Origin of the sequence: Streptomyces sp. NPDC058308 (assembly GCF_042880275.1) — a bacterium.
Taxonomy (GTDB): domain Bacteria; phylum Actinomycetota; class Actinomycetes; order Streptomycetales; family Streptomycetaceae; genus Streptomyces.
This window is the reverse complement of the sequence record NZ_JBHVZA010000017.1, coordinates 40,924-57,403: the sequence shown is the minus strand read 5'-3', so window position 1 is coordinate 57,403 and position 16,480 is coordinate 40,924. Positions and strand designations below refer to the sequence as shown.

Here is a 16,480-nt window from a genome sequence, read left to right as displayed (position 1 = left end):
GGGGCACGCATCCCGCGTCAGAGGTTGGTCATGTCGACCGGGATCTTCGGCTCGACGCCGTCCCGCAGGATCGTGGCCTCGATGAGGCCGTACGGGCGGTCGGCGGCGTAGTAGACGGCTCCGTCCTTGGCGGCGTTGTCGAGGCCGAAGGGCGAGAGGTCCTGACGGAAGTGGTGCTTGTTGGGCGCGGAGAAGCGGATCTCGTCGATCTCGCTGCGGTTGTTGATGACCCGCGAACCCATCTGGTACAGCGTCTGCTGGAGCGACAGCGAGTAGGTCTCCACGAAGGCGTGCAGGATGTGCTTCTTCGCCTGCTCGTAACTCCGCTCCCAACTCGGCATGCGCTGCTCGTCGTTGGTCCAGTTGTGCCGCCACCAGGTGGACAGGGAGGTGGCGAGGATGCGGTCGTAGTCTTCCTGGAGCGTCGTGTACTTGTCCTTGATGTAGCCCCAGAACTCGGAGTTCGTGGAGTTCATCACGGTCAGGTCCTTCAGACCCGAGAGGACCTCGAAGTTCTCGCCGTCGTAGGTGATCTGGGCGAGCCGCGTCTCCTGGCCCTTGCGGACGAAGGAGTGCTTGACCTCGTCGGCGCCTATGAACTTGGAGTTGCTGTCGGAGCCGCCGATGCGCTCCCAGCTGTACTCCTCGATGCGGATGCGCGCGCGGTGGATCGAGGGCTGGCTGTCCACGAAGTGCCGGGCGAGGTGGATGCCGTACTGCTCGGCGGACTCGATGCCGTATTCCTTGGCGAACGCGAAGCAGGTGTTCTTCGTCGTGTCCGTCGGCAGGCAGTTGGCGTTCGAGCCGTTGTAGTGGACGTCGTCCAGGTCGCCGGAGAGGGCGACGGAGACGTTCAGGTCCTTGATGTGATGGGTGTCGCCGTCCCGCGTGATCTTTACGACCCGGTTCTCAGCCTTGCCGTACTGGTTCTGTCCCAGAATGGTGGGCATGTCTGCTAGCTCCCTCGGTAAACGGAGTAGCCGAACGGGTTGAGCAGCAGCGGTACGTGGTAGTGCTCGCCCGGCGTGACGGCGAACGTGATCGCCACCTCCGGGAAGAACGCTCCGGTCGCACCGCTGTCCCGATTCGCGGGGGCGTCCTGCTGCGCCTCGGCTTGCTGGTTGTTCTTGGTCAGGAAGTACGCCTCGGTCTCGAAGTCGAGACGTACGTGTGTGACACCTTCCGGCAGCGCCGGGAGGTCCTTGCAACGCCCGTCCGCGTCGGTCGCGCTGCCGCCGAGCGCCTGCCACTCGGCGGCCGGGCCGCTGCGGGCGCACAGCGAGATGGCGATGCCCTCGGCGGGTCGTCCGACGCTGGTGTCCAGGATGTGCGTGGACACCGAGGCGGTCGTTTCCGTGCTCATGCGGCTTCCTCTTCCAGGAGGCGGGTCAGGCGGATGCGGTTGATCTTGCCCAGCTCGGAGCGGACGATCTCCCGCTCCTGTTCGGGCGAGTTGCCGATCCGCTCCTTGACCGCGTCCCGCATCTGCTCACCGGTGCGGCCGGTGGCGCAGATCAGGAAGACATGACCGAACTTGTCCTGGTAAGCCAGGTTCAGTTCGAGCATTTCGGTCTTGAGCTCCTCGGAGGCACCTGCCATGCCCCGCTGCTCGCGGGACGAGGTCGGGTCCCCGGGCTTCGGGCGCCCGATCGGCGGGTGCCCCGCCATCGCCTCGGCCAGATCGTCCGCGGTGAGCTCGGCCATGGCGGCGTCGCTCGCGGCGAAGAGGGCTTCGACGGTGTCGTAGGGGCGCTGGGAGAGCAGCTTGCTTCCCCAGGCCGAGGAGGCGCAGGCCTCGTGGAGCGCGGCGGTGGCCGCGGTCTCCTCCAAGGCGTTGAACCGGGTGAGACCCGGCGTCTTACTCGAAGTCACGGGGAGCCTCCGTGGCCTTGTGCTGGACGGGCTGCGGAACAGCTAAGACCTTCAACAACGCAGCGTCAACACTTTGTTGAAATAACTTGAACAAAGAAGCCGCCACCCGGCAATACGGGTGACGGCTCGGCTGCACAGAGTGACTCGCGGGAGGGGGCAGCGGGGCAGCTGGGGGCGGGGGCGGGGGCGGTCAGTCGCCCTTCGCGGCATTTTCCCTGTTCAGGTAGTTGTACACGGTGAAACGCGAGACGCCCAGGGCGCCCGCCACCGTCTCCACGCCATGCCGGACGGCGAACGCGCCGCGCGCCTCCAGGATGCGTACGACCTCCTGTTTCGCCTTGCGGTCGAGCTCGGAGAGCGGCCGCCCCTGCTTGCGCTCCAGGGCGAGCAGGATGTGATCCAGGGAGTCGGCGAGCTGCGGCAGCCGCACGGCCACCACGTCCTCGCCCTCCCAGGCCAGGACCACGTCGTCGATCCCCGCCTCGTCGGGCGGCACCATCTCGCCACCCATGGCGTCCACCAGCGGCTTCACCGCGGTGACGAAGGGGTCGTCCCCGAAACCGGTCACTTATCCGCCTCCCCCGGGTCCGCCGGCTCTCCCGGCTCGCCGATCACGTTGACCTGGAGCGAGACGCGGGTGGCGCCCGCCCCGAGGGACCGGCGCAGCATCGCGTCGACCGCGGTCAGCACCGCGTCGACGTCGCCCTCGGCCGTATTGCCGAACGGACCTACGTCCACGGCGTCCAGCAGGGCCCCCTGAATGACCTCGCGGGCCACCAGCGCATGCGCGGGGGCCTCGTCGAGATCGAAGGGTTCGGTCGTGAACTCCACTCTCAATCGCACGCTCCACAACCTAATGCCGCGGCTCGATTTTTCGGCAGCCCCCTCTTGACAGCTTCCGCAGACCACAGGCAGTCTTCCATCAAGCAGAAATGAACTTCCGCAATACGGAAGGAGCGCGGAAGCCCCATGGGATACTCCGACCAGCGCTTCAATGTGAACCTGTCGATCCTCTTCACCGAGCTCCCGCTCCTGGAGCGCCCCGCGGCCGCCGCGAAGGCCGGCTTCGGCGCGGTCGAGCTGTGGTGGCCCTGGGTCGACGCCCCCACCCCCGAGCAGTCCGAGCTCGACGCCCTGAAGAAGGCGATCGAGGACGCGGGCGTCCGCCTCGTGGGTCTGAACTTCTACGCCGGGCAGCTGCCGGGCCCGGACCGCGGCGCCCTGTCGATCCCCGGCGAGGAGAGCGAGAAGTTCCGCGCCAACCTCGCGGTGGCCGCGGACTTCGCCAAGTCCCTCGGGTGCACGGCGCTCAACGCGCTGTACGGCAACCGCGTCGACGGCGTGGACCCGGCCGTCCAGGACGAACTCGCCCTGGAGAACCTGGCGCTCGCGGCCCGCGAGGCCGACCGCGTCGGCGCGATCCTGCTGATCGAGGCGCTGAACGCCCCCGAGTCGCCCAAGTGCCCGATCGTGAGCGCGCCCAAGGCGATCGAGATCGTGGACAAGGTGAACGCGGCCACCGGCCTCGGCAACGCCAAGTTCCTCATGGACCTGTACCACCTGTCCATGAACGGCGAGGACCTGCCCTCGGTCATCGAGCAGTACGCGGCCAAGACGGGGCACGTACAGATCGCCGACAACCCCGGCCGCGGCGCCCCCGGCACCGGCTCGCTCCCCCTTGAGGGTCTCCTCGACCAGCTCAGGAAGGCGGGTTACGAGGGGTGGGTCGGCCTGGAGTACAAGCCGGGCGACGCCCCGAGCGCCGAGGCCTTCGACTGGCTGCCCGCCGAGGCCCGCGCCGCACGCTGAGCGGCCACTCATCGACGTACGACACGCTTGAGAGCAGTAGGAGAGACACCCTCATGAGCAACCTTCCCAAGATCGCGTGGATCGGCCTCGGCATCATGGGCTCCCCCATGTCCGAGAACCTGATCAAGGCGGGTTACTCCGTCACCGGCTTCACCCTTGAGCAGGACAAGCTGGACCGCCTTGCCGCGGCGGGCGGCACCGCCGCCAAGTCCATCGCCGAGGCCGTCAAGGACGCCGACGTGGTCGTCACGATGGTGCCCGCGTCCCCGCAGGTCGAGGCCATCGCGTACGGTGCCGACGGCATCCTGGAGAACGCGAAGCCGGGTGCGCTGATCGTCGACATGTCGTCGATCACCCCGCAGACCTCCGTGGACCTGGCCAAGGCCGCCAAGGAGAAGGGCCTGCGCGTCCTGGACGCCCCGGTGTCCGGCGGCGAGGCCGGTGCCATCGAGGCCGTGCTCTCCATCATGGTCGGCGGCGAGCAGGCCGACTTCGACGAGGCCAAGCCGCTCCTCGACGCCCTCGGCAAGACCATCGTGCTGTGCGGTCCGCACGGCTCGGGCCAGACCGTCAAGGCCGCCAACCAGCTCATCGTCGCCGTCAACATCCAGGCGTGCGCCGAGGCCGTGGTCTTCCTGGAGAAGTCCGGCGTGGACCTGAAGGCCGCGCTCGACGTCCTGAACGGCGGTCTCGCGGGCTCGACCGTCCTCACCCGCAAGAAGGACAACTTCCTGAACCGCGACTTCAAGCCCGGTTTCCGGATCGACCTGCACCACAAGGACATGGGCATCGTCACCGACGCCGCCCGCAACGTCGGTGCCGCCCTGCCGGTCGGCGCGGTCGTCGCCCAGCTCGTCGCCTCGCTGCGCACGCAGGGTGACGGCGGCCTGGACCACTCCGCCCTGCTGCGCTCCGTCGAGCGCCTCTCGGGCGCCGAGCTCTAGTCGGAGCTCCCCCTGAACTTCCGGGCCGCGGTGGCGCTGACACCTGTCCTGTCGCGCCCAGGCGTCGCCGCGGTCCGGAACCCTTTGCCGTACCCCATGCCGTGAACAAGGCCCACCCAAAAACTTCAACAAACTGTTGACGTGGCTGCTCAGGGGTCCATACGCTCCCGAGCACCGTCAGCAGTTGAAGCAGTTCCGTACGGAAGGTCAACCTCGCCACCATGTCGAAGCGTGTGCTCACGACCGAGTCCGGCGCCCCCGTCGCCGACAATCAGAACTCCGCCACCGCCGGCGTCGGTGGCCCGATCCTCCTCCAGGACCAGCACCTCCTGGAAAAGCTGGCCCGCTTCAACCGTGAGCGCATCCCGGAGCGCGTCGTGCACGCCCGGGGCTCCGGCGCGTACGGCTACTTCGAGGTGACCGACGACGTCACCGGCTTCACCCACGCCGACTTCCTCGGCGAGATCGGCAAGCGCACCGAGGTCTTCCTGCGCTTCTCGACCGTGGCCGACAGCCTCGGCGGCGCGGACGCCGTCCGTGACCCGCGCGGCTTCGCGCTGAAGTTCTACACCGAAGAGGGCAACTACGACCTCGTCGGCAACAACACGCCTGTCTTCTTCATCAAGGACCCGCTGAAGTTCCCCGACTTCATCCACTCCCAGAAGCGCGACCCCTTCACGGGCAAGCAGGAGCCGGACAACGTCTGGGACTTCTGGGCGCACGCCCCCGAGGCCACGCACCAGGTGACCTGGCTGATGGGCGACCGCGGCATCCCCGCCTCGTACCGTCACATGAACGGCTACGGCTCGCACACCTACCAGTGGACGAACGCCAAGGGCGAGGCCTTCTTCGTCAAGTACCACTTCAAGACGAACCAGGGCGTCCGCAGCCTCTCCGCCGACCAGGCCGCCGAGATCGCGGGCAAGGACGCCAACTCGCACCAGACGGACCTGCTCCAGGCCATCGAGCGGGGCGTGAACCCGTCCTGGACGCTGCACGTGCAGATCATGCCGGCGGCCGAGGCGGCGGACTACCGCTTCAACCCGTTCGACCTCACCAAGGTGTGGCCGCACAAGGACTACCCGCTCCAGCGCGTGGGCCGTCTGGTCCTGGACCGCAACCCCGACAACGTGTTCGCGGAGGTGGAGCAGGCCGCCTTCTCCCCGAACAACTTCGTTCCGGGCATCGGTCCCTCCCCCGACAAGATGCTCCAGGGCCGCCTGTTCGCCTACGCGGACGCGCACCGCTACCGCCTGGGCGTCAACCACACCCAGCTCGCCGTGAACGCCCCCAAGGCGACCAAGGCCGACAACTACGGCCGCGACGGCCTGATGGCGTCCAACGCCTACGGCCGCGACCGCAAGAACTACGAGCCCAACTCGTACGACGGCCCGGTCGAGACCGGCCAGCCGCTGTCGGCGCCGCTCGCCCTCGCCGGCTACACCGGCACGCACGCGGCCGCGACCCACACCAAGGACGACGACTTCTTCCAGGCGGGCGAGCTCTACCGCCTGATGTCCGAGGACGAGAAGTCCCGTCTGGTGGCGAACATCGCCGGTGGCCTGTCCCAGGTCTCCCGCGACGACGTCATCGAGAAGAACCTCGCCCACTTCCATGCCGCCGACGCCGACTACGGCAAGCGCGTCGAGGAGGCCGTCCGCGCCCTGCGCGAGGACTGAGCGAGTAACTCCCAGGCTGCGCCGGTGAGTTGACGGGAGGTCGACTCACCGGCGCTGAGCCCGCACCGTCGTCACGGACCCGGATGAGGGGTGGTACGTGACGCACGCGGGCAGGCACGGTCCGCGGCGGCTCTGCGAGCCAGTGCGGTGGTCAAGGTCCGACGGCTTCCTTCTCGACCTGAGGGAGGGAAACCCCCGGTCCGTCGCAGCCGCCGCGGTCCAGCCGACGGCCCCTTGGGGCCCCACAGACTCCGCCCGGCAGCGCGTATGCATGTTCCGCCAGTCGCGCGCGGTCGGGCGGTCACAACTCAAGACCTCATGGCCAGAGCGCCGAGTACGGACGGTCCCGTACTCGGCGCTCTTCCGTGTCCGCGGGACCCGCGAGGGAAAGGCGGGCATTGTCGACGAGCTCCTTGTAGGTGAGGACCTCGACGCGGCTGACATGTGAATTGAACGTCCGCAGCGCCTCGTTGATCTCCTTCTCCGGCACGTCGGACTGCACGTCGGGGTGGCCGATCAGGACCAGGGCGCTCGCCCTGCGCGTCTCGATGCCGAACTCCTCGCGGATGCGGTCACGGTTCTCGTCGAGGCCCACCAGGTAGTTGACCGCTTGGCCCACGGCGTCGTGCACCTGGGCCGTCGGCACCCAGGCCCCCCGGTGCTTCTTCACCAACGCGCCCTTCAGGCCCGTCGCGCGCTTCAGCTCCACGACGTGCAGGGAGCCGTCGCCGCGGAGCAGCGGGATGTCCAGCTCGTCGCCGGGCACGAGGCGGCGCTGGGCGAACTCGGCGACATAGCGGCCTCCGAAGATCCAGGGCTGGCCGTGGAGCGCACGCTGCAGGTCGTGCTCGGACGCGCCGGGGTCCTCGACGACCTGTCGCAACTCCTCCAGTCCGGCCGAGCGGCGCCGCAACTCGGCGGCTTGCAGCACGAGTTGCCCCTCGTCATCGGCGGCGAGCAGCGCCAACGCCTCCGGTGAGGTGGTGATCCGCCGGGCCGCCTCGGCGGGGTCCTCGACGTCGATGCGGCCGTCGCGCAGGATGCGCTCCAGCCAGAGCGCCAGCTCCGCGCTGCCGCGCGGGACGACGTAGCGCCCCGGGCGGTCTGCCGGTGCCTCCAGGAACCGGGCGTCCCGCTCCAGGCCCCGCAGCCGGTCCGACAACTCCCGCGCCGACGCCTGCGGATGCGTGGCGAGGTAGCTCTCGCAGGCGTCCGCCGCCTGGGCGTAACCCGCCGCGACGACGCCCCCGATGCCCCCGTTGCCGGAGCGGCGCTCGCCGTCCCGGAACAGCCGCAGACGGTCGTCCAGCTCCGGCTTGAGGATGCGCCCTTCGGCGTAGTCCAGGGCGTCCTGTACAAGGCGTACGACCTGCCACTCGCCGGCCGCGGCCGCCTTGCTCCGGGCCTTCTCGAGCAGCCCGAGGAGCTTCTTGCCGCCCCGGATGTTCCCCCTCGGGTCCGAGCGCAGGTGCCCCGCCACGGCCGCCAGGCACACGCCCGTGCCCGCGTCCGCTGCCGCCTCCGCGGCGATCTGTACCTGCTTCTCCAGCGCCGCGTCGGCTCTTGGTTGCATGCCGGCCAGTGTGCCGCCCGGCACTGACAACGCCCCGGGGTACGCCGAAGGGGCGGCCCACCCCCCACGGGTGGACCGCCCCTGTCAGTGGGGAGCCGCGTGTCAGACCTTCAGCGGGCGGATCGCCGTGGGCGCGTGGCCCGGCTCCGTGGCGATCTCCTCGAACTCCTTGACCGCGCTGATGTCGGCCGTGGGGCTCATGGAGATGTTCGTGATGCGCTCCAGGATCGCCTCAACGACGACCGGCACCCGGTGCTCCTGCGCGAGCTTCCTGGCCTGCTCGAAGGCCGTGCCGAGCTCCGCCGGGTCGGTCACGCGGATCGCCTTGCAGCCCAGGCCCTCGGCGACCTTGACGTGGTCGACGCCGTAGACGCCGAGCTCGGGGCTGTTCTGGTTCTCGAACTCCAGGTTGACCTGGAAGTTGATGTCCAGACCGATCTGCGCCTGCCGGATCAGGCCCAGGTAGGCGTTGTTCACCAGGACGTGGACGTACGGGATGCGGTGCTGCGCACCGACCGCCAGCTCCTCGATCATGAACTGGAAGTCGTAGTCACCGGAGAGGGCGACGACCTGCGTGTCCGGGTCGGCCTTCGCGACGCCGAGCGCGGCCGGGATGGTCCAGCCGAGCGGGCCCGCCTGGCCGCAGTTGATCCAGTGGCGCGGCTTGTAGACGTGCAGCATCTGCGCGCCGGCGATCTGCGAGAGGCCGATCGTCGTGACGTAGCGCGTGTCCCTGCCGAACGCCTTGTTCATCTCCTCGTAGACGCGCTGCGGCTTCATGGGGATGTCGTCGAAGTGCGTGCGGCGCTGGAGGGTCTCCTTGCGCTCCAGGTGCGAGGCGACCCACGCGGAGCGGTCGGGCAGCTTGCCGGCCGCCTTCAGCTCCTTGGCGACCTCGACGAAGAGTTCGAGGGCGATCTTGGCGTCGGAGGCGATCCCGTAGTCCGGCGCGAAGATCTTGCCGATCTGGGTCGGCTCGATGTCGACGTGGACGAACGTGCGGCCCTCGGTGTACACGTCCAGCGCGTAGCCGGTGTGACGGTTGGCCCAGCGGTTGCCGATGCCGAGGACGAAGTCCGACTCCAGGAACGTCGCGTTGCCGTACCGGTGGCCGGTCTGCTGGCCGACCATGCCCGCGTTCAGGTCGTGGTCGTCGGGGATGGTGCCCCAGCCCATCAGGGTCGGCACGACAGGGGTGTTGGTGAGCTCGGCGAACTCGACCAGGAGGTCGGACGCGTCGGCGTTGATGATGCCGCCGCCCGCGACGATCAGCGGACGCTCGGACTCGACCAGGAAGGTGATCGCCTTCTCGATCTGCGCGCGGGTCGCGGCCGGCTTGTAGACCGGCAGCGGCTCGTACGTCTCCGGGTCGAACTCGATCTCGGTCTGCTGGACGTCGATGGGCAGGTCGATGAGGACCGGTCCCGGACGGCCGGAGCGCATCAGGTGGAACGCCTGCTGGAAGACGCCGGGGACCTGCGCGGCCTCCAGGACCGTGACGGCCATCTTCGTGACCGACTTGGCGATCGTCGCGATGTCGACGGCCTGGAAGTCCTCCTTGTGCAGGAGGTGCGTCGGCGCCTGGCCGGTGATGCAGAGGATCGGGATCGAGTCGCCGATCGCGGAGTACAGACCGGTGATCATGTCGGTGCCGGCCGGTCCTGACGTACCGATGCAGACACCGATGTTGCCCGGGTTGGCCCGGGTGTAGCCCTCGGCCATGTGCGAGGCGCCCTCGACGTGGCGGGCGAGGGTGTGGTCGATGCCACCGCCCTCCTTGAGCGCCTTGTAGAAGGGGTTGATCGCGGCGCCCGGCACACCGAACGCGTTGACGACGCCTTCGCGCTTGAGGATCTCAACTGCCGCGCGGGCAGCGGTCATACGAGCCATGGGGTTCTCCTGCTTCGACAGCTTCGACAGCTCTTCGGCTGCCGGATTCGGCTGGCGGATCCGGCTCCCGTCGCGCCCCGCGGTGAGCTTCTGTTTCCGCATTGTGGAAAGTTTGTTCTGCTATATGGAAGCAATGTAAGCGGGCGCGCCGGAGACCGTCAAGAGAGATCGGGTGAACACCTCTCCAGGACCCGGTTCACCTGTTGACTCAACTCGCAGCCGCGGGGGAGCCCTTGGGTGGAGGATGAGGAGAGAGGGCCCGAGGGGCGGCGGGACGGCCGCCCGGACGGGCGCGACACGGCGGGGCGGCCCACGGCAGGCGGTGGTGACGGTGACGGACGGTGGTGCGCCGATACGGTGCCCGGACTGCAGGCGCGAGCATCTGTACGCTCCCCCGGCCTACCCCTGCGCGTGCGGTGCCCGGGTGACCCCTCCGGTGGCCAGGGGCGCGGCACCGGTCCCGGTCACGGACCGGACCTGGGCGCACGAGTGGGTCACGGTGCGCTGCGGGGCCTGCGGGCGCGGGGGCCAGTGGCCCCAGCCGGAGCTGGGCTGCGCCTGTGGGACGATTCTGCGCATTCCCGTGATTCCGACCGATGCCGGGATCTCGCCCATTCCAGCCACTCCGGCCGCCCCGGCTACTCCGGGCGCTCCAGCCGCTCCGGGCGTTCCGGCCACTCCGGCCACTCCGGGCGCTCCGGCTGTCCCGGTGATGTCACCTGAGGGGGCGGAGCCCATGGATGAGGCGGGGCCTCCGGGGTCTCCGGGGCGGGCAGAGACTCCGCGACCGCGCCCCGCCTTCCGCCCCGTGACGATCCGCAACGCCCACGACGCCGTGACCGTGGCCGCGCTGTACCTGCGGTGGCTCGGCTATCTCCATACGCGCAGTGCCGCCCGGCGCCCGCCCTCGGGGTCCCGGATCACCGCGCGCGGCGTGCTGGCGCAGGTGGAGCCCGGGCTGCGGCCCACCACCCTGCGGGACATCGAGTGTCTGTGGCTGACCGCCATGACCGAGGCCGGCGACACCCCCGTCACCTGCGTCTGCTTCTCCCTCGCGGGCTACACGGCCGGCGCCCGCACCCGCGCGGACACCCTCGACGTGCCGCTGTTCACCATGGACCTGACCGGCACGCCTCAGCCGGTCAACGGCGCGGCGGACGACCTGGTCGCCGCCGGGGCGTGAGCGCGGCCCGGCCCTCGCCGCCCCGCGGATGCGCCCGATGCGCCAAGTGCGCCAGATGCGCCAGGTGCCGGGTGAGCGCCAGGACGGTCAGCAGGGCCACGAGTCCGCACACCCCCGGCCAGCCGAAGGCGCCGTAGGCCCGTACCGCGAGCCAGGAACCAATGCTTCCGCCCAGGTAGGCGCAGGTCATGTACGCCGTGTTGAGCCGGGCACGCGCCTCGTCACTCAGCCCGAAGATCCGTACCTGGTTGGCGACCGTGCCCGACTGCATCGCCACGTCGAGCAGCAGCGACCCCACCCCGAGGGCGACGAGCCCCACCACCCCGCCGAAGCCGCCCACGAAGAGGACGGCGGAGGCCACCAGGACGGCGAGCATGCAGACCAGATTGACCGCGTCGGAGCCCCGCCTGTCCACCTGCCGCCCCGCCACCGGCGTGCAGATCATGGTCGCCGCGTTCACCAGGGCGAGCATGCCGACCGCCGACGCGCCCATCCCGTACTCCGGGCCGGTGAGGAGCAGTGCGACGCCGGTCCACAGGGCGGAGAACCCGCCGAAGATCATCGCCTGGTAGAAGCCGGAGCGCCGCAGGTCCGGCTCGGTGCGCAGCAGGCGGAGCGACTCGGCGAGCAGCGCGGGATAGCGCTGCCGGGACGGCGCCGTCGATCTCGGCAGCGCGCGGGCCAGGACGCACGCGAGGAGCAGGGTGACGGCCGACGTCATCAGGTACGGGGCGCGCCAGCCCAGCCACTCCCCCACCGCGCCGCCGAAGACCCTGGACAGCAGCATGCCGCCGATCGAGCCGCTCAGCAGGGTGCCCGCGACGGCTCCGCGGCGCTCCTCGGGCACGAGGCCCGCCGCCGTGGGCGCGATGACCTGGGCGATCACGGTGGTGACACCGACGAGGGCACTCGCCACGAGCAGCGGCGAGAGCCCGGGCGCGGCGCCCGCCCCGAGCAGGCCGAGCCCGGCCAGCGAGAGGAGCGTGACGATGAGCGGCCGGTACGGTATGCGGTCGCCGAGCGGCACCAGGAGGAAGATGCCGCCCGCGTAGCCGAACTGGGTGGCCGTCACGACGAGCGCCGCCGTGTCGGCCGACACGTCCAGGCCGTCGGCGACCAATGGGCTCACGGCCTGCGGGAAGTAGACGTTGCCGACGGCCACGCCACAGGTGACGGCGAGCAGCAGCACCATGCCGCGGCTCAGGCCGGGCGGGGCCGAGCCGACGACGGCAGCGGCCACTCCGTCCCTCCCGGCCCCGGCCGACCCAGTCCCGGCTCCCACCGATTCGGACCCGGCCCCCGCCGAGCCAGCCCCGGCCCCCGCCGATTCGGACCCGACCCCCGCCGGGCCGGTCCCCGCTCCCGCCGTGCCAGTCCCGGCTCTTTCCGCGTCACCGGCCTTGGACAGGTGCACACTCACCTCGCGTGATCGGCTGACGGACCGGCCCACGATCGCCGGTCGGTACCCGGCTGCACAAGCGGTTTTGGTCACGGCATACTCGCCCCATGCCCAACCCCGTGCCCGGACCGACGACGCCCGGAACCCCGCTCATCCGTCCCGCCACCGTCGCCGACCTGCCCGCGCTCCAGGACATCGAGCGCGCCGCGGGTGAGCCCTTCCGTGCCCTCGGCATGGCCGCGATCGCGGACGACGAGCCGTTCAGTGTCGAGGAGTTGGACCGTTTCCGTCGCGCGGGCCGGGCGTGGGTCGCCGCCGACGCGGACGACCGCCCGGTCGGGTACCTGATCGGCGAGCCCTTGGCCGATTCCGCCGACGGGGACCCCACCGACCCCGTGTTCCACATCGAGCAGGTCTCCGTGCACCCGCGCGCCGCCCGCCGCGGCGTCGGCCGCGACCTGATCGAGCACGTCGCGCGGTGGGCCCGCGCGCAGGGCGCCGCCGCGCTGACCCTGGCCACGTTCGCCGACGTCCCGTGGAACGCGCCGTACTACGCCCGCATCGGCTTCCGCCCGCTCGCGGACGCCCGCCTCAGCCCGGCGCTGCGCGGGATCCGCGCGCACGAGGCGGAGCTCGGCCTCGACCGGTGGCCCCGCCTCTGCATGCGCCGCGACCTCGCCGGGGACGAGGTCTCCGTCACTCCCCGTACCGCTCCCTGAGCTCGATCTTGCGCACCTTGCCCGAGACCGTCATGGGGAAGGACTCCAGGATCCGCAGCCCGGCCGGGATCTTGTAGTGGGCCAACCGCCCCGCGCAGTACGCCTTGAGCTCATCCAGCGTCAGCCCGGCACTGGGGTCCCGCAGGATCACGCAGGCCAGCGGTGTCTCGCCGTACCGTTCGTCGGGGACGCCCACCACCTGGACGTCGGCGATCTTCGGGTGGCCATAGAGGAACTCCTCGATCTCGCGGGGGTAGATGTTCTCGCCGCCCCTGATGATCATGTCCTTGATGCGGCCGACGATCCGGACGTAGCCGTCCTCACGCATGACCGCGAGGTCGCCGGTGTGCATCCAGCGCCCGGAGTCGATGACTTCGCGGGTCCGTTCGGGCTCGTCCCAGTAGCCGAGCATCACGCCGTAGCCGCGGGTGCACAGCTCGCCGGGCGTGCCGCGCGGCAGCGTCACGCCGGTCGCCGGGTCGACGACCTTCACCTCGACGTGCGGCAGGACGCGGCCGACCGTGCCCGTGCGGCGCTCCAGGTCGTCGGTGCGGCGGGTCTGGGTGGAGACGGGTGAGGTCTCCGTCATGCCGTAGCAGATGGACACCTCCTCCATGTGCATCTCGGCGACGACGCGCTTCATCACCTCGACGGGGCAGGGCGAGCCGGCCATGATGCCGGTGCGCAGCGAACTCAGGTCGTACGTCGCGAAGTCGGCGAGGTTCAGCTCCGCGATGAACATCGTCGGCACCCCGTACAGCGAGGTGCAGCGCTCCCGCTCGACGGCGTGCAGCGTGGCGACGGGGTCGAAGGACGGCGCGGGGATGACGATGCACGCGCCGTGCGAGGTGGCGCCGAGGTTGCCCATCACCATGCCGAAGCAGTGGTAGAAGGGCACGGGAAGACAGATCCGGTCCTGTTCGGTGTAGCCGACCGTACGGCCCACCCAGTAACCGTTGTTGAGGATGTTGTGGTGGGAGAGCGTGGCCCCCTTGGGAAAGCCGGTGGTGCCGGAGGTGTACTGGATGTTCACCGGCTCATCGCAGCTCAACTCGGCCTCACAGGAAGCGAGTTGCTCGTCCGTGACACCCTGCGCGGCGTCGAGGAGCACGTCCCAGGAACCGTCTCCGATGTAGTGCACGGCGCGCAGCCCGGGGCAGCGGGGCCGCACCTCGTCGACGAGCGCGCGGTAGTCGCTGCTCTTGTGGCTCTGCGTGGCGACCAGGACGCGGACGCCCGCCTGGTTGAGGACGAACTCCAACTCGTGGGCGCGGTACGCCGGGTTGATGTTCACCATGACCGCGCCGATGCGCGCGGTGGCGTACTGCACGAGCACCCACTCGGCGCAGTTCACCGCCCAGATCCCGACACGGTCCCCCTTGGCCACGCCCGAGCCGAGGAGCCCGCGCGCCACCCGCGCGACGGCGGCGCCGAACTCGGCGTACGTCCAGCGGGTGCCCGCGGCGACGTCGACGAGCGCGTCGCGGTCGGGCCAGGACCGGACGGCCCGGTCGAGGTTCTGCCCGATGGTGTCGCCGAGGAGGGGCGTGCGGCTCGTCCCGTGCGCGTAGGAGAGTTCACTCACCGGAAGTCCTCCTCACGGTATTCCGCGCCTGATCCGGCGGCGGTCGCCGCACGGAGCTCGACGCGCCGGATCTTGCCGGACACGGTCTTGGGCAGCGCGCCGAACTCCAGGCGGCGCAGCCGCTTGTACGGGGCGAGCACCGCGCGGGAGTGCTCGAAGAGCAGCTTGGCGGTGTCCGGGCCCGGTTCGAAGCCCTCGGCGAGCACGACGTACGCCTTGGGCACGGCGAGCCGCACCGGGTCGGGCGCGGGCACCACGGCCGCCTCGGCCACCGCCTCGTGCTCCAGGAGCGCGCTCTCCAGCTCGAACGGCGAGATCTTGTAGTCGGAGGCCTTGAAGACGTCGTCGGACCGTCCGACGTAGGTGATGTAGCCGTCGGCGTCGCGGGAGCCGATGTCACCGGTGCGGTAGTAACCGCCCGCCATGGCCTCCGCGGTGCGCTCGGGGTCGCCGTGGTAGCCGGCCATCAGACCGACGGGGTCCGCGCCCAGATCCAGGGCGATCTCCCCCTCCGCCGCGCCCGGTTCGCCGGTCACCGGGTCGAGGAGCTCGACGGAGAAGCCGGGGGTGGGGCGGCCCATCGAGCCCCGCTTCAGCTGCTGACCGGGCGAGTTGGCGACCTGTACGGCGGTCTCGGTCTGCCCGAATCCGTCGCGGATGGTGACGCCCCAGTCGCGCCGCACCTGCTCGATGACCTCGGGATTGAGCGGCTCACCGGCGGCGACGACCTCGCGCGGCGGGGTGCGCAGCTGCGTCAGGTCGGCCTGGATGAGCATGCGCCACACGGTGGGCGGCGCGCAGAAGGAGGTGACGCCCGCCCGGTCCATCTCCGCCATCAGCCGCCCGGCGTCGAAGCGGGAGTAGTTGTGGATGAAGACGGTGGCCTCGGCGTTCCACGGGGCGAAGAAGTTCGACCAGGCGTGCTTGGCCCAGCCGGGCGAAGAGATGTTCAGATGGACGTCGCCGGGCTTGAGACCGATCCAGTACATCGTCGCCAAGTGGCCCACGGGGTAGGACACATGGGTGTGCTCGACGAGCTTCGGGCGTGCGGTGGTGCCCGAGGTGAAGTAGAGCATCAGCGGGTCGTCGGCGAGGGTGATGCCGTCGGGCTCGAAGGTCTCGGGGGCGTCGTCGGCGCCGCCGTACGGGAGCCACCCCTGGCCCGCGCCGGTACCCGCGCTCCCGCCCGCGCCCTCATCCGCCGCCCCCGTGACGACGATGCGTGTGTAGTCGCCGGGCACGTCGTCGAACTTCGCGGTGTCCTCGGGGCGCACGACCACGTGCCGGGCGCGGCCCCGCTCGATGCGGTCGCGCAGGTCGGCGGGGCCGAGCAGCGGTGTCGCCGGGATGACGACGGCGCGCAGCTTCATCGCCGCGAGCGCGATCTCCCACAGCTCGACCTGGTTGCCGAGCATCACCACGATGCGGTCGCCGGCCCGGACGCCGTGCGCGCGCAGCCAGTTGGCGACCCGGTTCGAGCGGGCCGAGAGCCGTGCGAAGGAGTAGCGGTCCTCCCTGCCGTCCTCCTCCACGATGTGCAGCGCGGTCCGCCCGTTGCCGTCGGCGATGACGTCGAACCAGTCGAGGGCCCAGTTGAACCGTTCGGGCCGCGGCCAGGCGAAGCCCTCGTACGCGGCGGCGTAATCCTCTCTGTGCCGCAGGAGGAAGTCCCGTGCGGTACGGAACTGCTCCGTGGCGCTCGCCCCGGTCATCGTCATATGCACCCCTACTCGATCACGCGAACCCGCTCCGGCCGATCCGGCCGCTCCTGCCGCCGTACTCATTGCCGGACGCTACGGAACATCGTGTAATTCGTGATGCGGGTCT

Annotated in this window: 15 protein-coding genes; 5 read left to right on the top strand and 10 right to left on the bottom strand. The window is 70.2% G+C overall.

All coding sequences use genetic code 11. The features are described from left to right. Positions 1-17: 17 nt before the first annotated feature. The 5 genes from pucL to ACFVYL_RS23090 all read right to left on the bottom strand — a co-directional run bounded on the left by pucL (position 18) and on the right by ACFVYL_RS23090 (position 2,715). Entirely contained in the window at positions 18-950 is a 933-nt protein-coding gene (pucL, locus tag ACFVYL_RS23110; protein WP_306337172.1) for a factor-independent urate hydroxylase, read from the bottom strand. A gap of 5 nt (positions 951-955) precedes the next feature. Beyond that, entirely contained in the window at positions 956-1,363 is a 408-nt protein-coding gene (uraH, locus tag ACFVYL_RS23105) for a hydroxyisourate hydrolase (protein WP_389719074.1), read from the bottom strand. Next, positions 1,360-1,872 carry a 2-oxo-4-hydroxy-4-carboxy-5-ureidoimidazoline decarboxylase gene (gene uraD / locus ACFVYL_RS23100; RefSeq protein WP_389719072.1) on the bottom strand — a complete coding sequence of 171 codons (513 nt, stop codon included), beginning with the start codon at positions 1,870-1,872 and terminating at the stop codon, positions 1,360-1,362. The genes uraH and uraD overlap by 4 nt, the downstream gene beginning before the upstream one ends. 190 nt (positions 1,873-2,062) lie before the next feature. Next, complete coding sequence (locus tag ACFVYL_RS23095; RefSeq protein ID WP_389719071.1) at positions 2,063-2,440, bottom strand: helix-turn-helix domain-containing protein; 378 nt, start codon at positions 2,438-2,440, stop codon at positions 2,063-2,065. Next, on the bottom strand, positions 2,437-2,715 hold the full coding sequence (locus ACFVYL_RS23090) for a hypothetical protein (protein ID WP_389719070.1): 279 nt from the start codon (positions 2,713-2,715) through the stop codon (positions 2,437-2,439). The genes ACFVYL_RS23095 and ACFVYL_RS23090 overlap by 4 nt, the downstream gene beginning before the upstream one ends. A 126-nt stretch (positions 2,716-2,841) precedes the next feature. Here ACFVYL_RS23090 and ACFVYL_RS23085 point away from each other — a divergent pair, with 126 nt between their 5' ends. The 3 genes from ACFVYL_RS23085 (at position 2,842) to ACFVYL_RS23075 (ending at position 6,304) form a co-directional block, all read left to right on the top strand. Continuing rightward, on the top strand, positions 2,842-3,681 hold the full coding sequence (locus tag ACFVYL_RS23085) for a TIM barrel protein (RefSeq protein WP_389719069.1): 840 nt from the start codon (positions 2,842-2,844) through the stop codon (positions 3,679-3,681). Positions 3,682-3,734: 53 nt separating this feature from the next. After that, positions 3,735-4,625, top strand: a complete 891-nt coding sequence (locus tag ACFVYL_RS23080; RefSeq protein WP_389719068.1) for a 2-hydroxy-3-oxopropionate reductase — start codon at positions 3,735-3,737, stop codon at positions 4,623-4,625. 221 nt (positions 4,626-4,846) lie between these two features. Then, positions 4,847-6,304, top strand: coding sequence for a catalase (locus tag ACFVYL_RS23075; RefSeq protein ID WP_389719067.1), 1,458 nt, complete (start codon positions 4,847-4,849; stop codon positions 6,302-6,304). Positions 6,305-6,620: 316 nt separating this feature from the next. On the opposite strand, the gene ACFVYL_RS23070 is transcribed toward ACFVYL_RS23075, so the two are convergent. Both ACFVYL_RS23070 and gcl read right to left on the bottom strand, forming a co-directional pair. Continuing rightward, complete coding sequence (locus ACFVYL_RS23070; RefSeq protein ID WP_389719066.1) at positions 6,621-7,877, bottom strand: Shedu immune nuclease family protein; 1,257 nt, start codon at positions 7,875-7,877, stop codon at positions 6,621-6,623. Positions 7,878-7,979: 102 nt separating this feature from the next. Continuing rightward, positions 7,980-9,767: a glyoxylate carboligase gene (gene gcl / locus ACFVYL_RS23065; protein ID WP_389719251.1), complete on the bottom strand. Its 1,788-nt coding sequence runs from the start codon at positions 9,765-9,767 to the stop codon at positions 7,980-7,982. 331 nt (positions 9,768-10,098) lie between these two features. Here gcl and ACFVYL_RS23060 point away from each other — a divergent pair, with 331 nt between their 5' ends. After that, positions 10,099-10,950, top strand: a complete 852-nt coding sequence (locus tag ACFVYL_RS23060) for a hypothetical protein (RefSeq protein ID WP_389719064.1) — start codon at positions 10,099-10,101, stop codon at positions 10,948-10,950. Here the strand turns inward: ACFVYL_RS23060 and ACFVYL_RS23055 are convergent. Continuing rightward, positions 10,910-12,142 carry an MFS transporter gene (locus ACFVYL_RS23055; protein WP_389719250.1) on the bottom strand — a complete coding sequence of 411 codons (1,233 nt, stop codon included), beginning with the start codon at positions 12,140-12,142 and terminating at the stop codon, positions 10,910-10,912. The two genes, ACFVYL_RS23060 and ACFVYL_RS23055, sit on opposite strands and share 41 nt — an antisense overlap. 314 nt (positions 12,143-12,456) lie before the next feature. On the opposite strand from ACFVYL_RS23055, the gene ACFVYL_RS23050 reads away from it, so the two are divergent. After that, complete coding sequence (locus ACFVYL_RS23050; RefSeq protein ID WP_389719062.1) at positions 12,457-13,068, top strand: GNAT family N-acetyltransferase; 612 nt, start codon at positions 12,457-12,459, stop codon at positions 13,066-13,068. On the opposite strand, the gene ACFVYL_RS23045 is transcribed toward ACFVYL_RS23050, so the two are convergent. Together ACFVYL_RS23045 and ACFVYL_RS23040 are read right to left on the bottom strand one after the other, a co-directional pair. Further along, a complete protein-coding gene (locus ACFVYL_RS23045) occupies positions 13,046-14,653 on the bottom strand; it encodes an AMP-binding protein (RefSeq protein WP_389719061.1) in 1,608 nt (535 codons plus the stop codon). The genes ACFVYL_RS23050 and ACFVYL_RS23045 overlap by 23 nt on opposite strands. Then, the gene (locus tag ACFVYL_RS23040; protein WP_389719249.1) at positions 14,650-16,365 is read right to left on the bottom strand and encodes an AMP-binding protein; all 1,716 of its coding nucleotides are present in this window, start codon (positions 16,363-16,365) and stop codon (positions 14,650-14,652) included. The genes ACFVYL_RS23045 and ACFVYL_RS23040 overlap by 4 nt, the downstream gene beginning before the upstream one ends. Positions 16,366-16,480: the final 115 nt, after the last annotated feature.

Excerpts from the sequence above, each read along its gene's own strand:
- pucL (WP_306337172.1), bottom strand. The coding sequence starts at position 950 with ATGCCCACCATTCTGGGACAGAACCAGTACGGCAAGGCTGAGAACCGG.
- uraH (WP_389719074.1), bottom strand. The coding sequence starts at position 1,363 with ATGAGCACGGAAACGACCGCCTCGGTGTCCACGCACATCCTGGACACC.
- ACFVYL_RS23085 (WP_389719069.1), top strand. The coding sequence starts at position 2,842 with ATGGGATACTCCGACCAGCGCTTCAATGTGAACCTGTCGATCCTCTTC.
- ACFVYL_RS23080 (WP_389719068.1), top strand. The coding sequence starts at position 3,735 with ATGAGCAACCTTCCCAAGATCGCGTGGATCGGCCTCGGCATCATGGGC.
- ACFVYL_RS23075 (WP_389719067.1), top strand. The coding sequence starts at position 4,847 with ATGTCGAAGCGTGTGCTCACGACCGAGTCCGGCGCCCCCGTCGCCGAC.
- ACFVYL_RS23070 (WP_389719066.1), bottom strand. The coding sequence starts at position 7,877 with ATGCAACCAAGAGCCGACGCGGCGCTGGAGAAGCAGGTACAGATCGCC.
- gcl (WP_389719251.1), bottom strand. The coding sequence starts at position 9,767 with ATGGCTCGTATGACCGCTGCCCGCGCGGCAGTTGAGATCCTCAAGCGC.
- ACFVYL_RS23055 (WP_389719250.1), bottom strand. The coding sequence starts at position 12,142 with ATGGTGCTGCTGCTCGCCGTCACCTGTGGCGTGGCCGTCGGCAACGTC.
- ACFVYL_RS23050 (WP_389719062.1), top strand. The coding sequence starts at position 12,457 with ATGCCCAACCCCGTGCCCGGACCGACGACGCCCGGAACCCCGCTCATC.
- ACFVYL_RS23040 (WP_389719249.1), bottom strand. The coding sequence starts at position 16,365 with ATGACCGGGGCGAGCGCCACGGAGCAGTTCCGTACCGCACGGGACTTC.